The sequence below is a fragment of the Streptococcus sp. ELY_90 genome, from assembly GCF_058314475.1.
In genome coordinates this window covers 1-14,221 of record NZ_JBZFUJ010000006.1, presented here as the reverse complement: position 1 = coordinate 14,221, position 14,221 = coordinate 1, and the positions used below count along the sequence as shown (strand labels likewise).

13 protein-coding genes are annotated in these 14,221 nt (G+C 39.5%); all 13 read left to right on the top strand.

Annotated features, from left to right (window positions below):
* The first annotated feature begins 19 nt into the window (after positions 1 to 19).
* The 13 genes from AC4HAF_RS04935 (at position 20) to AC4HAF_RS04875 (ending at position 13,958) form a co-directional block, all read left to right on the top strand.
* Positions 20 to 898: a diacylglycerol/lipid kinase family protein gene (locus tag AC4HAF_RS04935; RefSeq protein WP_491096900.1), complete on the top strand. Its 879-nt coding sequence runs from the start codon at positions 20 to 22 to the stop codon at positions 896 to 898.
* A gap of 13 nt (positions 899 to 911) precedes the next feature.
* Positions 912 to 1,103, top strand: coding sequence for a DUF951 domain-containing protein (locus AC4HAF_RS04930; protein ID WP_491091936.1), 192 nt, complete (start codon positions 912 to 914; stop codon positions 1,101 to 1,103).
* Between the two features lie 142 nt (positions 1,104 to 1,245).
* The gene (gene ychF, locus AC4HAF_RS04925; RefSeq protein WP_491096899.1) at positions 1,246 to 2,361 is read left to right on the top strand and encodes a redox-regulated ATPase YchF; all 1,116 of its coding nucleotides are present in this window, start codon (positions 1,246 to 1,248) and stop codon (positions 2,359 to 2,361) included.
* A gap of 90 nt (positions 2,362 to 2,451) precedes the next feature.
* Positions 2,452 to 3,021 carry an aminoacyl-tRNA hydrolase gene (gene pth, locus AC4HAF_RS04920; RefSeq protein ID WP_491096898.1) on the top strand — a complete coding sequence of 190 codons (570 nt, stop codon included), beginning with the start codon at positions 2,452 to 2,454 and terminating at the stop codon, positions 3,019 to 3,021.
* A complete protein-coding gene (gene mfd / locus AC4HAF_RS04915) occupies positions 3,014 to 6,517 on the top strand; it encodes a transcription-repair coupling factor (protein ID WP_491096897.1) in 3,504 nt (1,167 codons plus the stop codon). Before pth ends, mfd begins: the two co-directional genes overlap by 8 nt.
* A gap of 119 nt (positions 6,518 to 6,636) precedes the next feature.
* Positions 6,637 to 6,909, top strand: a complete 273-nt coding sequence (locus AC4HAF_RS04910) for an RNA-binding S4 domain-containing protein (RefSeq protein WP_491096896.1) — start codon at positions 6,637 to 6,639, stop codon at positions 6,907 to 6,909.
* Entirely contained in the window at positions 6,896 to 7,267 is a 372-nt protein-coding gene (locus AC4HAF_RS04905; protein WP_491096895.1) for an FtsB family cell division protein, read from the top strand. Before AC4HAF_RS04910 ends, AC4HAF_RS04905 begins: the two co-directional genes overlap by 14 nt.
* Positions 7,267 to 7,410 carry an SP_0009 family protein gene (locus AC4HAF_RS04900; protein WP_491096894.1) on the top strand — a complete coding sequence of 48 codons (144 nt, stop codon included), beginning with the start codon at positions 7,267 to 7,269 and terminating at the stop codon, positions 7,408 to 7,410. Before AC4HAF_RS04905 ends, AC4HAF_RS04900 begins: the two co-directional genes overlap by 1 nt.
* The gene (locus AC4HAF_RS04895) at positions 7,407 to 8,642 is read left to right on the top strand and encodes a serine hydrolase (protein ID WP_491096893.1); all 1,236 of its coding nucleotides are present in this window, start codon (positions 7,407 to 7,409) and stop codon (positions 8,640 to 8,642) included. The genes AC4HAF_RS04900 and AC4HAF_RS04895 overlap by 4 nt, the downstream gene beginning before the upstream one ends.
* A complete protein-coding gene (tilS, locus tag AC4HAF_RS04890) occupies positions 8,639 to 9,910 on the top strand; it encodes a tRNA lysidine(34) synthetase TilS (RefSeq protein WP_491096892.1) in 1,272 nt (423 codons plus the stop codon). The genes AC4HAF_RS04895 and tilS overlap by 4 nt, the downstream gene beginning before the upstream one ends.
* Before the next feature lie 3 nt (positions 9,911 to 9,913).
* On the top strand, positions 9,914 to 10,456 hold the full coding sequence (gene hpt, locus AC4HAF_RS04885; protein WP_491091945.1) for a hypoxanthine phosphoribosyltransferase: 543 nt from the start codon (positions 9,914 to 9,916) through the stop codon (positions 10,454 to 10,456).
* Between the two features lie 22 nt (positions 10,457 to 10,478).
* Entirely contained in the window at positions 10,479 to 12,452 is a 1,974-nt protein-coding gene (gene ftsH, locus AC4HAF_RS04880; protein ID WP_491096891.1) for an ATP-dependent zinc metalloprotease FtsH, read from the top strand.
* Between the two features lie 108 nt (positions 12,453 to 12,560).
* On the top strand, positions 12,561 to 13,958 hold the full coding sequence (locus tag AC4HAF_RS04875) for an amino acid permease (RefSeq protein WP_491096979.1): 1,398 nt from the start codon (positions 12,561 to 12,563) through the stop codon (positions 13,956 to 13,958).
* Positions 13,959 to 14,221 lie beyond the last annotated feature (263 nt).

Below are 14,221 nucleotides of genomic sequence, written 5' to 3'. Positions count from 1 at the left end.
AATATGATATAATGATTTTATGCTTTATATTCTGGTAAATCCTAATGCAGGAGATAAAAGCGGCTTAAAAAAAGCAAAAACAATTCAAAAAAATTATCCACAGTTTAGGACAGCGATTTATCTGACGCAGTGTGCTGGTGATGAGATTAACCAATTGACTAAAATTCTGGCTGATTACCAATCTGATCAAGACCAGCTCTTGATTGTCGGAGGAGACGGTACGCTGTCAAAAGTTCTTTTTGCCTTGCCAAAAGAAATCCCTTTTGCCTATCTGCCTTCGGGTTCGGGCAATGATTTTTGCCGCAGTTTGCCGGCGAGCCCGAAAAGAGTTATGGAGGCACTGCAAAAGCGCAGGACAGAAACGATTTTTGTCTTTCGATCGGATGACTATTTGATTTTAAACAGTCTGGGTTTTGGTTTTGATGCGCGTGTCATCTCTTATTCGCAAAACTCATCTTTGAAAAGACGTCTAAACCAGCTTTATTTGGGAAAGCTGACCTATTTATTGTTTGGCATTCGCTCTGCTTTCAGCCGCGACAGCGTTTCCTTAACACTTACGGATGCTAAAGGGCGTTCCCAAAAGCTATCTGATTTGTTTTTGTTTGTTGTGGCCAATACTGCTTATTTTGGAGGCGGCATTATGACTTGGCCGGAGGCTTCCGCCAAAAGGCAGCAGCTTGAATTGGTTTATCTGAAGAAAGGAACGGTCTTTCAAAATATCCAAGGACTGCTGGCTTTAGTCCTGAAAAAACATAAAAAAAGTGCTCGTTTAAAACATGAGTCTTACACGGCATTAACCTTGGACTGCTATAAACCGACAGCTGCTCAGATTGACGGTGAACTGGCTGAATTTTCCAGTGAGACCTTCACATGCCAAGAGAGAAAAATATATCGTTGAAAGGGAAAATAAAATGTATGATTTAGGAAGTTTTGTTGAAATGAAAAAACCTCATGCCTGCACGATTAAGTCAACAGGCAAAAAGGCTAATCGCTGGGAAGTCATGCGCTTGGGAGCAGATATTAAGATTCGCTGTACCAATTGTGACCATGTTGTCATGATGAGCCGGCATGATTTTGAACGAAAAATAAAAAAAGTCTTGTAATCACAGAAAAACTTAGTTTTGTCTTTTCTGATTGCTGTGTATCTTTTACTTGTTTTTATTTCGTAAGATAAAAAGCTTGTTTATGGCAGGTTTTTTTATGATATAATGGTGTGGACTTAATAAATGTAACGGAGAATAAAATATGGCTTTAACAGCAGGTATCGTTGGTTTGCCTAATGTCGGTAAATCAACCCTTTTTAATGCAATCACTAAGGCAGGAGCAGAGGCTGCCAACTATCCTTTTGCCACTATTGATCCAAATGTCGGCATGGTTGAAGTGCCGGATGCACGTCTCCAAAAACTGACAGAGTTGATAAAACCTAAAAAAACAGTTCCGACAACTTTTGAATTCACCGATATTGCGGGTATTGTTAAAGGCGCTTCGAAAGGAGAGGGCTTGGGCAATAAATTCTTAGCCAATATCCGTGAAGTAGATGCCATTGTCCATGTTGTGCGTGCTTTTGATGATGAAAATGTCATGCGTGAGCAAGGCCGTGAGTCTGATTTTGTTGACCCCATTGCAGATATTGAAACGATTAATTTAGAATTGATCCTGGCTGATCTGGAATCAGTTAACAAACGTTATGCGCGTGTTGAAAAGATTGCAAGAACACAAAAAGATAAGGATTCTGTCGCTGAGTTTCATGTTCTTGAAAAAATCAAACCGGTTCTTGAGGATGGCAAATCTGCCAGAACGATCTACTTTACAGAAGACGAACAAAAAATTGTCAAGGGTCTGTTTTTACTGACAACAAAACCGGTACTTTACGTGGCTAATGTGGATGAAGATAAGGTAGCAGATCCGGACAGTATTGACTATGTTAAACAGATTCGTGATTTTGCTGCAACTGAAAATGCAGAAGTTGTTGTTATTTCAGCGCGTGCCGAAGAAGAAATTTCAGAGCTTGATGATGATGACAAACAAGAGTTTCTTGAGGCGATGGGATTGGAAGAGTCAGGCATTGATAAGCTGACACGGGCTGCTTACCATCTCTTGGGGCTTGGAACTTATTTTACTGCCGGAGAAAAAGAAGTGCGTGCCTGGACTTTCAAACGTGGCATCAAAGCACCTCAGGCAGCAGGAATTATCCACTCTGACTTTGAAAAGGGCTTTATCCGTGCCGTAACGATGTCTTATGATGATTTAATTCACTATGGATCTGAAAAGGCTGTTAAGGAAGCTGGCCGCCTGCGTGAAGAAGGAAAAGATTACCTTGTTCAGGATGGCGACATCATGGAATTTCGGTTTAATGTGTAAAAGCACGTGAGAAAATGTCTAAAAATGGCGTATAACCTAAAAAGAGTTGGGAAATTTTCCCAGCTCCCTTTTGGTCTTTGAGAGGAAAAAATGACAAAATTAATTGTTGGATTAGGAAATCCGGGAAGCAAGTACAAGGATACAAAACATAATGTTGGCTTTATGGCAGTTGACAGTATTGTCAACTCTTTAAATATTAACTTTACAGAGAATAAAGTTTTCAAAGCAGAAGCAGCCAGCACGTTTATGGATGGTGAGAAGATTTATTTTATCAAACCGACAACATTTATGAATGCCAGCGGACTTGCGGTCAGAGCTTTTTTAGCTTACTATGATCTGAGTCCAAGTGATTTGATTGTTATTTACGATGATCTGGATATGGAAGTAGGAAAAATCCGCTTTCGGCAGAAAGGCTCTGCCGGGGGGCATAATGGCATTAAAAGCATTATTAAAGAACTTGGAACACAGGAATTTGACCGTGTTAAAATTGGAATTGGCCGTCCAAAAAACGGCGTCAGTGTTGTTCAGCATGTCCTTGGGAAGTTTGACAAAGAGGACCGTCTGACTATTCAGACGACAATCGCTAAAGTTGACGAAGCTGTAAAGTATTATTTACAGACTAAAGATTTCAATATGACAATGCAAAAATTCAATGGATAAAATGAATATAATAGATTTATTTAAACAAAACAGCAATATCAAAAAGTGGACTGAGTGCTTATCTGATTCCGGCAGGCAGTTAATAATGGGCTTGTCCAATACCAGTAAAGCCTTAGCAATAGCAGCAGCTGAAAGCAGTCAAAAAGGCAAATTGTTAGTTATTACCTCAACTCAAAATGAAGCTGAAAAATTAGCTGACGATTTATCTGCTCTTATTGGTGATGACAACGTCTATCGTTTTTTTGCTGACGATGCAGCAGCAGCTGAATTCATTTTTGCTTCACAAGACAAAACAACTTTTCGAGTAAAGAGCTTAAATTTTCTTTTGGATCAGCAAAAAGGAGGCATTCTGGTTACCAGTATTGCAGGAACCAGAATTTTATTGCCCAATCCCAAAAACTATCAAGCTGCCAGATTAAAACTAACTGTTGGCGACGAATATGACCTTGACAATCTTGTAAAGCAGTTGTCAAATATTGGCTACGAACAAGTCTCTCAGGTCTATAATCCAGGAGAATTCAGCAAAAGAGGAGATATTTTAGACATCTATGAAGTTGAGCAGGAACTTCCCTATCGTCTGGAATTTTTTGGTGATGAAATAGATGGTATTCGAACTTTTGATGTTGACAGCCAGAAATCCCTTGCTAATATTGATTCTTTCATTTTAACACCGTCCGATGATATTGTTCTTACTGAAAATGATTTTGAGCGTGCCTGCCGACAGCTGGAGAAAGTTCCTATTACTGCTGGTGAGAATTTGAAATCCTATTTAAAAGAAGTTTTAGCAGTTACAAAAGACCGTCACAGGCATCAGTATATTAGAAAATTTTTATCTTTTTTCTATCAAAAAGAGTGGACACTGCTGGATTATCTGCCCAAGCAGACACCAATCTTTTTTGATGATTTTCAAAAGATTCTGGATCGTAACAGCCGTTTTGATTTGGACGCTGCCGGTCTTTTGACAGAGGATTTACAAAATAGTAAAGCAGTGTCAAGTTTATCTTATTTTGCCGATACTTACAGATATCTACGGCAGTACCAGCCAGCTACTTTCTTTTCCAATTTCCACAAGGGTTTGGGAAATCTGAAGTTTGACGGTATTTATAACTTCACACAATACCCTATGCAGGAGTTCTTTAATCAATTTCCTTTACTAGTCAGTGAAATCGAGCGTTATCAAAAATCGGACGCCACAGTTCTTCTGCAGACAGATTCACAGCTTAGTCAAGAACGTTTACAAGAAACTTTACAGGAGTATCATTTAACCTTACCAATTAGTAAACCTGACGAGCTCCTTGAAAATCAAGCACAGCTGGTTATCGGAAATCTGTCAAGCGGTTTTTATTTTGCTGATGAAAAAATTGCTCTTATCACTGAGCGCGAGATTTTTCATAAAAAGGTTAAGCGAAAAATTCGCCGAACTGCTGTCAGCAATGCCGAACGCCTGAAAGATTACAATGAGCTGGAAAAAGGGGATTATGTTGTTCACAATGTTCATGGAATCGGCCGCTTTCTGGGCATTGAGACTATTGAGGTTTCAGGTATCCATCGTGATTATTTAACTATCCAATATCAAAATTCTGATCGGATTTCCATTCCTGTCGAACAGATAGAATTGCTGTCAAAATATGTTGCCAGTGATGGGAAAGAGCCCAAAATCAATAAGCTGAATGACGGCCGTTTTCAAAGGGCTAAACAAAAAGTATCACGGCAGGTTGAAGATATTGCTGAGGACCTTTTAAAACTGTACGCTGAACGCAGCCAGTTAAAAGGCTTTGCTTTTTCTCCGGATGATGAGAGTCAGGAAGCATTCGACAATCATTTTTCCTATGTTGAGACCGAAGATCAGCTGAGGTCTATTCAGGAAGTCAAAAAAGACATGGAAAAAGAGCAGCCTATGGATCGGCTGCTTGTTGGCGATGTTGGCTTTGGGAAGACAGAAGTTGCCATGCGGGCAGCTTTTAAAGCTGTTAATGACGGTAAACAAGTAGCTGTTTTGGTTCCGACCACTGTTTTAGCTCAGCAGCATTATACTAATTTCAAAGAGCGTTTTGAAAATTTTCCAATCAACATTGATGTCATGAGCCGTTTTAAAACAAAAGCAGAACAGCAGGAAACGCTGAGAAAATTAGCGAAAGGCCAAATTGACATTATTATTGGAACACATCGCCTGCTTTCCAAAGATGTTAGCTTTAAAGATTTAGGCTTTCTTGTCATCGATGAAGAGCAGCGGTTCGGAGTGAAACATAAGGAGACTCTGAAGAAGCTCAAAACAAAAATTGATGTGTTAACCTTAACAGCAACTCCGATTCCGCGAACTTTACACATGTCTATGCTTGGCATACGCGATTTATCAGTCATTGAAACGCCGCCAACTAATCGCTATCCCGTGCAGACCTACGTTATGGAGAATAATCAGGGAGTCATTCGTGAGGCGATTATCCGTGAAATTGACCGCGGCGGCCAGGTTTTCTATGTTTACAATAAGGTTGACACAATTGACAAGAAAGTCTCAGAACTTCAGGAGCTGGTTCCTGAAGCCAGCATTGGTTTTGTTCATGGACGAATGAGTGAAATTCAGCTGGAAAACACATTGATGGACTTTATCAATGGAGAATATGATATTTTAGTGACCACTACAATCATTGAGACAGGTGTTGATATGTCAAATGTTAATACACTCTTTATTGAAAATGCTGATCACATGGGACTGTCAACCCTGTATCAGCTTCGGGGACGTGTCGGCCGCAGCAGCCGCATTGCCTATGCTTATCTGATGTACCACCCTGATAAAATATTAACTGAGGTTTCAGAAAAACGTTTGGAAGCAATTAAAGGATTTACAGAGCTTGGCTCAGGCTTTAAAATTGCCATGCGGGATTTATCTATCCGCGGCGCCGGGAATCTTTTAGGTTCCTCACAGAGCGGTTTTATTGATTCTGTTGGTTTTGAAATGTATTCACAGCTGCTGGAGGAAGCCATAGCGTCAAAATTAGGAAAATCACAGACACGTTCCAAAGGCAATGCAGAACTCAATCTGCAAATTGATGCTTATCTGCCGGATGTCTACATTACTGATGAACGGCAAAAAATAGAAATTTATAAGAGAATCCGTGAAATTGACAGCCATGAAGATTATCAGGAGCTTCAAGATGAGCTGATAGACCGCTTTGGGGAGTATCCGGATCAGGTAGCCTATCTGCTGGAAATTGGTCTTGTCAAATCGTATATGGACAAAGCATTTGTAGCTTTATTGGAGAAAAAAGCCGATAAAATCAATGTTTTGTTCGAAAAAGCCTCTCAGAAATTTTACCTGACTCAAGACTATTTTGAAGCTCTGTCCAAGACGAATCTTAAAGCCCAGATTAGTGAAGAAAAAGGCCAAATTAAGATTATCTTTAATGTAAAAGCAAAGAAAGATTACGAAATTTTAGAAGAGCTGCTCAAATTTGGAGATGGTTTAAATGAGATTAAAATGAGAAAAACCAGTCAGTAAGTTATTATTAACAGATTTTTAATGACCAGTAACTGAAAAATACAGGCCTACAGCCAAGCTCTTCCTATCTTTTTAAAAAGAAAAATGATAGAATAAAAAAATAGATTTGAGGTGATTAGGTGAGATTAGATAAGTATTTGAAAGTATCCCGTATTATCAAACGCCGCCCGGTAGCCAAAGAAGTTGCTGATAAAGGACGTATCAAAGTCAACGGCATTTTGGCTAAAAGTTCAACAGATTTAAAAATTAATGATACTATTGAAATACGCTTTGGCAATAAATTGCTGACAGTTCGTGTTTTAGAAATGAAAGACAGCACCAAAAAAGACGATGCTACCAATATGTATGAAATCATAAGTGAGTCGAGGATTGAACCAGATGGAGAAGCCTAACATTGTTCAGCTTAATAATAAATACATTAATGATGAAAACAGCAAAAAGCGTTATGAAGAAGAAGAGATGAGGCGGCGCCATCGCTTCATCGGCTGGATACTGGTCTTTATCATTTTGCTGTTTATTTTACCGGCCTATAATCTTGTTGCCAGTTATATGAATTTACAGGAGAAAAAAGAGCAGATTGTTAAACTGCAAAAACAGCAAGAGCAGCTAAATGAAAAAACAGAGGCTGAACAAAAATTTGCCCGGCGTCTGAAAGATGACAGTTATGTTGAAAAGTATGCACGCGCTAAATATTATTATTCCATCGATGGAGAAAATATTTACCCTGCACCAAGTTTATTACCGAAATAATGGAACATTTAATTGAAACAGTTGAAAAATTTTTAGCTTATTCTGATGACAAACTGGAAGAATTGGCTCACAAAAATCAGGCTTTAAAAGAAGAGCCGTCTAATAAAACGAAGAATCAAAATAAAGTAGGAGGAGCAAAATGAAAAAACTATTAGCCGTCATGTTAATGTTTGTTTTTTCTGCTCCTATTTTGGCAATCAGTACGGAAAAAGAACCCGGAGAATTCTTTACCGGCATTCCGGAAAATCCTAATGTTTATCGTGCTGTTTCCAGTTATCCAAAAGCTGATCTGACAGGAAAAGCTCAAAAGATTAAACCGAATTCTGCTTTGAAAATCAAAGCCCTGATTACAGAAAATGTCGAGACACCGGTCTTTAAGCTGTCAGACGGCCGCTTTATAAAGGCCAGTCAGGACAGTGTCTATGCCGATATTGTTCTTCGGCAGGATTATTTTTCCAAAAATTATTGGCTCAAAAAAAGCTTCACTATCTATCAAAGTCCTTATGTGACAGGCGTCAAAAAAGTCAAAACAAAACTTACAGGCTATCAAAAAGTGCATGTTTCCAAAACAGCTGTTACCAGACATGGAATCTATTTAAAGGCTGACGGTCAAGGCTGGATTGATAAAAACGATTTAGAGCCCGAGGACAATCGTATGGAAAAAGTTCAGGCTCTGCTGAACCGTAAATATAATAAAGCTAATTATTCCATCTATGTTAAGCAGCTGGATACGCAAAAAACAGCCGGAATCAACGAAGACAAAGCAATGTACTCTGCCAGTGTTACAAAACTCCCTATTTTATATTTTGTTGAAAAACAAATTAAAAACGGAAAGGTAAAATTAACGGATAAGCTGACTTATACCAAACAAGTCAATGAATTTAAGGGAGCTTATAAGACAGAAGGCAGCGGTAAAATGCCTAAAAAAGCTGATAATAAGGCTTATACAGTAGATGCTTTATTAAAAGCGGTAACTCAGCATTCAGATAACGTTGCCAGCAATATTCTAGGTTATTATGTTGCCCATAAATATGACAGAGCTTACCAAGAAACGATTGAAAGAGCTGCTGAATCCCAGTGGAATATGGACAATCGAAAAGTGTCATCAAGAACAGCAGCAAATGTTATGGAAGCTCTTTACAATCAGCGCGGCTCAGCCTTAAATTACTTAAAAACAACTGAGTTTGACAGCAATCGTATTTCCCGTGATATTGCCGTTCCTGTCGCTCATAAAATCGGGGATGCCTATGACTATAAGCATGATGTAGCTGTTATTTATGCCGGTGAACCCTTTGTTTTATCTATTTTTACAGATAAAGCATCCTATAATAATATCTCAGCAATTGCTGATGATGTATATGGTATCTTAAAATGACCTACGACAAGATTTTTAAATACGTTTGTCAAAAAAAATTTTTTGACAGGCATGACAAAGTTTTAATAGCTGTATCAGGTGGAGTAGATTCCATGAATCTGCTGCACTTTTTGCATGCTTATCAAAGGCCGCTGAATATCAAAATAGGTCTGGCACACATCAATCATAAACAGCGGCTGCAGTCTGATGAAGAGGAGGCCTATCTTAAAAATTGGGCTGAAAAAGAAGCCCTTCCTTTTTACAGCGACACTTATAAAGGAGAATTTTCTGAAAAAAAAGCGCGTGATTTTCGTTATGCGTTTTTTAAGCAGGTTATGCTTAGAGATGGCTATACAGGGCTTGTAACGGCTCATCATGCTGACGATCAGGCTGAAACGGTTTTCTTGCGTTTACTGAGAGGGTCGCGTCTGCGGTATTTAACTGGTATAAAGGAAGTTCAGCCTTTTGCCGGCGGTCAGCTGATTCGCCCTTTTTTAACCTTTTTTAAAAAAGATTTACCGGATATCTTTCATTTTGACGACAGTTCAAACAATGAAGACCGCTATTTAAGAAACAGAATCAGAAATACCTATATGCCGGCTTTAAAGCAGGAAAATCCTCAGCTGGCCCGGCATTTAATTGATTTGGGTGCAGAAACAGAGAAACTCTTTCAGGCTTTTAGTGATTTAAGTGAACATTTAGACCCTCAGGACTGTCAGGTTTTTCAAAAACAAAGTGAACCAGTTCAGTATTTTCTGCTGCAGGATTACCTCGAAAAATTTCCTGATTTAAATATAAGTAAGGCACAGTTTAACAACCTCCTGCATATCCTTAGAAGAAAGAGCAGCTATCATCATTATTTGAAAAATGGTTATTACTTAAAAAAAGATGCTAAAACCTTTGAAATTAACAAAATAGGTCTCAAGACGGATGGAGATGACGAGGAAAGAGTGCTAGAATATGGCGGTATGGTCAAATATGGTCAGTACACTTTTTCTTTTCAGAGAGAGTCAGGTTCTAAAGAAGGGATTCCTTTAAAGACCGACTCTCCTGTTGTAATCAGAAAACGCAAGCCAGGGGATAAAATTCAGCTGGGCTCTTATTCCAAAAAATTGCGGCGCCTGTTCATTGATGAGAAAATTCCTTGTGCCAAACGCTCGGAAGCAGTTGTTGCTGAGCAAGACGGCGAAATCATTTTTGTTCTTTTAGATGATGTTACTTATTTGAGAAAAGATTTTAAAGATGATATAATGAAAGGCAGACTGTATATTCAAAATAGAAACTGGTGAGAAATGCTCGAACAAGATATTAAAAAGGTCCTCTATTCTGAAGAGGAAATTATCGCTAAAACCAAAGAGTTAGGTGTTCAGTTAACCAAAGACTATGCAGGAAAAAATCCTCTTTTAGTCGGTGTTTTAAAAGGCTCTGTTCCTTTTATGGCTGAGTTAATGAAACATATTGATACTCAGGTTGAAATTGATTTCATGGTTGTATCAAGTTATTATGGCGGCACCACAAGCAGCGGTGAAGTTAAGATATTAAAAGATGTTGATACCAATATTGAAGGCCGTGATGTTGTCTTTATTGAAGATATTATCGATACCGGCCGTACTTTAAAATATTTGCGTGACATGTTCAAGTATCGCCAGGCAAACTCTGTTAAAATTGCAACATTGTTTGATAAGCCGGAAGGCCGTGTTGTTGACATTGATGCTGATTATGTCTGCTACGATGTTCCCAATGAATTTATCGTCGGTTTTGGTTTGGATTACGCTGAAAATTATCGTAATCTTCCTTACGTAGGAGTCTTGAAAGAAGAAGTTTATTCAAAATAAGAAAAAGGTTGTTAATTAATACATGAAAAATAATCGAAATAATGGATTTGTGAGAAACTCCTTTGTTTACATTATACTGATTTTGGCTATTGTAACTGGTTTTCAGTATTTTTTTAGAGGGACAGGCTCACAGAGTGAAAAAATCAGTTACACGACCCTTGTTAAGCATGTCAAATCAGGCGATATAAAGTCAATTACCTATCAGCCCAACGGCAGCATTCTCCAAGTAACAGGTGAGTATGAAAAAGCTAAAGAAATAAAAGCAAATAATGAGCTAGCCTTCTTTAACGGTGCTACTGCAAAAGTTAAGAAGTTTACATCCATTGTTCTGCCTAACAGTACTTCTATTGATAAAATTGAAAAGTTGGCGGAAAATCACGGAACAAAAATTTCTGTTAAACAGGAGAGCTCAAGCGGTGCTTGGATTTCTTTCCTGATAAGCTTCTTGCCGATTCTCATCATGATTTTCTTCTTCACTATGATAATGAATCAGGGTGGGGGCGGAGCCCGCGGAGCCATGAGCTTTGGCAAAAATAAGGCACGCTCGTCTTCTAAAAGTGATGTCAAGGTACGTTTTTCAGATGTGGCCGGAGCAGAAGAAGAAAAGCAGGAACTTATTGAAGTTGTTGATTTTTTAAAAGAGCCAAAACGCTATAAAGCTTTGGGAGCCCGTATTCCGTCCGGTGTCCTCCTTGAAGGGCCTCCGGGGACCGGTAAAACCCTCCTTGCTAAGGCTGTTGCCGGTGAAGCCGGTGTTCCTTTCTTCAGTATTTCAGGTTCGGACTTTGTTGAGATGTTTGTCGGTGTCGGAGCCAGCCGTGTTCGTTCTCTCTTTGAGGATGCTAAAAAGGCTGAGCGCGCTATTATCTTTATCGATGAAATTGATGCTGTCGGACGTAGGCGCGGAGCCGGAATGGGCGGCGGAAACGATGAACGGGAACAAACCCTCAACCAGCTGTTGATTGAAATGGATGGTTTTGAAGGTAATGAAAATATCATCGTTATTGCAGCAACCAACCGCAGCGATGTTCTGGATCCTGCCCTTCTTCGTCCCGGACGCTTTGACCGCAAGGTGCTTGTCGGCAGACCTGATGTCAAAGGCCGCGAAGCCATTCTTCGTGTTCATTCCAAGAATAAGCCGCTGGCCAAAGATGTTGACTTAAAAGTTATTGCCCAGCAAACACCGGGATTTGTCGGTGCAGACTTAGAAAATGTTTTAAATGAAGCTGCTCTTGTCGCAGCCCGCCGCAATAAGAAAACGATCGATGCCAGCGACATTGATGAAGCAGAAGACCGTGTTATTGCCGGTCCTTCCAAGAAGGATAAAACGATTTCTGAACATGAGCGTCAGATGGTTGCCTACCATGAAGCCGGACATACGATTGTAGGACTCGTTCTATCAAATGCCCGTGTTGTGCACAAAGTTACTATTGTTCCGCGCGGACGTGCCGGCGGTTATATGATTGCACTTCCGAAGGAAGATCAGAACCTTCTGTCTAAAAATGATTTGAAAGAGCAGTTGGCAGGACTTATGGGAGGCCGTGTTGCTGAAGAGATTATCTTTAACGCTCAAACAACCGGCGCATCCAATGACTTTGAACAGGCAACTCAATTAGCCCGTGCCATGGTAACAGAATATGGTATGAGTGACAAACTCGGCCCTGTCCAATACGAAGGCAATCATTCAATGATGCCGGGTCAGTTTGCGCCTGAAAAGACCTATTCGGCTCAGACAGCTCTTCTTATTGATGAAGAAGTTCGCGATCTCCTTAATGAAGCTCGCAATAAGGCAGCTGATATCATCAATGGCAATCGTGAAACACATAAATTGATTGCTGAAGCTCTGCTTAAGTATGAAACACTTGATGCAGCACAAATCAAATCTATCTATGAAACAGGCAAGATTCCTGAAAAATCAGAAGATGATTCAGAAGAAGCTCATGCCCTGTCTTATGATGAAATCAAAGAAAAAATGACTGAGGATAAGGCTGACTGATCGTTACAAAATTCCTATTACTAGTAATAGGAATTTTTTTGTCCGTTTAAATTTACAAGGACCGCCTACTATGATAAACTAATATGGTTGTTAAAACGATTAGGAGACATGATGACTATTTTCAGGAAAAAAAATACAAAATTAGATAAGACAGAGATGAAGCGCCATCTCAAAGTAACAGACCTGATTTTCCTTGGTCTGGGTTCAATGGTAGGAACAGGAATCTTTACGGTTACTGGTATCGGTGCGGCCAAATATGCCGGTCCGGCTTTGGTTGTTTCGATTATTATTGCAGCAATAGCAGTTGGCATCTCAGCTCTTTTTTATGCAGAATTTGCGTCAAGAATTCCGGCAAATGGAGGAGCATACAGTTATCTGTATGCCACTTTGGGAGAGTTTCCTGCTTGGCTGGCCGGCTGGTATATTATTATGGAGTTTCTGACTGCGGTATCAAGCGTTGCTTCGGGCTGGGGGAGCTATCTTAAGGGGTTGCTGCTGAGCTACGATATAAGGCTGCCGGCAGCTTTGAACGGGACTTTTAATCCTGATCAAGGCAATTATATTGATTTGCTGCCGGTTTTAGTAGTTCTTTTGGTTACAGGAATTGTTCTTTTGAATTCTAAAATTGCTCTGCGCTTTAACAGCAGTCTTGTTATCATGAAGTTTTCTGCCTTGGCTCTTTTTATCATTGTAGGGATTTTTCATCTTAAACCTGAAAATTGGTCTGACTTTTCTCCTTTTGGTTTTGGTCAAATTTACGGCGGCCAGACAGGCATAATGGCTGGCGCTTCTTTGATGTTTTTCGCCTTTTTAGGATTTGAATCTATTTCAATGGCAGTTGATGAGGTTCAGGAACCGCAAAAAACGATTCCTAAAGGGATTATAACCTCCTTAACCATTGTAACTGTCCTTTATGCCAGTGTTACTTTGGTACTGACAGGAATTGTTCACTATTCAAAATTAAATGTAGCTGATGCAGTTGCCTATGCTCTTCGTCAGACAGGTCTGAATTGGGCCGCTGACTACATTTCCATTATTGCTATTTTAACACTGATAACCGTTTGTATTTCAATGACTTACGCTCTGGCAAGAACGGTTTACAGTATCAGCCGTGATGGCCTGCTGCCGCAAAAACTCAGTGTTGTTACGAAACACAGTAAAGTTCCCAAGAATGCGACCCTCCTAGTAGGATTTGCATCCATGATCTGTGCAGGAGTATTTCCTCTTTCCAGTATTGCAGAATTCCTAAATATTTGTACTTTAGCTTATCTTATTATGCTGGCAGTTGCTATCATTAAGCTGAGAAAAGATCAAGGGGAGCCTGAGGCTGGAGAATTTAAAACACCTTTTATCCCCGTACTGCCGATTGTTTCGATAATTATATGCTTAGCGCTGATGAGCCAGTATATGACAATTACCTGGATTGCATTTGGTGTCAGCACAGTGATTGGTGTTTTGATTTACTTCACTTATGGCTACAAACATTCAACGATTTCAATGAATTAATAGGAAGACATTTTGGCGTTTTTCAAAAATGTCTTTCTTTTTTTCATAAATAATATTTAGTTTAAAAAAAGTAAGGAAAAGGAGTTGACAAAGGGGGGAAGAGCTGATAGAATATAGTAGTTGCCTCGCAAGAGGTGAAGCCCTTTGAAAACTGAACAAGACGAACCAAGTGCGGGTTACGGAAGACGTAACCTGTCAAGAACAATAAGTCAGCGATGACAAAAGCGAGTTAAGCGCTCAAACTTAAGAAGCAATGAGAGTTT

Coding starts and splice junctions, on each gene's coding strand:
- AC4HAF_RS04935 (WP_491096900.1), top strand. CDS start 20: ATGCTTTATATTCTGGTAAATCCTAATGCAGGAGATAAAAGCGGCTTA.
- AC4HAF_RS04930 (WP_491091936.1), top strand. CDS start 912: ATGTATGATTTAGGAAGTTTTGTTGAAATGAAAAAACCTCATGCCTGC.
- ychF (WP_491096899.1), top strand. CDS start 1,246: ATGGCTTTAACAGCAGGTATCGTTGGTTTGCCTAATGTCGGTAAATCA.
- pth (WP_491096898.1), top strand. CDS start 2,452: ATGACAAAATTAATTGTTGGATTAGGAAATCCGGGAAGCAAGTACAAG.
- mfd (WP_491096897.1), top strand. CDS start 3,014: ATGGATAAAATGAATATAATAGATTTATTTAAACAAAACAGCAATATC.
- AC4HAF_RS04905 (WP_491096895.1), top strand. CDS start 6,896: ATGGAGAAGCCTAACATTGTTCAGCTTAATAATAAATACATTAATGAT.
- AC4HAF_RS04900 (WP_491096894.1), top strand. CDS start 7,267: ATGGAACATTTAATTGAAACAGTTGAAAAATTTTTAGCTTATTCTGAT.
- AC4HAF_RS04895 (WP_491096893.1), top strand. CDS start 7,407: ATGAAAAAACTATTAGCCGTCATGTTAATGTTTGTTTTTTCTGCTCCT.
- tilS (WP_491096892.1), top strand. CDS start 8,639: ATGACCTACGACAAGATTTTTAAATACGTTTGTCAAAAAAAATTTTTT.
- hpt (WP_491091945.1), top strand. CDS start 9,914: ATGCTCGAACAAGATATTAAAAAGGTCCTCTATTCTGAAGAGGAAATT.
- ftsH (WP_491096891.1), top strand. CDS start 10,479: ATGAAAAATAATCGAAATAATGGATTTGTGAGAAACTCCTTTGTTTAC.
- AC4HAF_RS04875 (WP_491096979.1), top strand. CDS start 12,561: ATGATGACTATTTTCAGGAAAAAAAATACAAAATTAGATAAGACAGAG.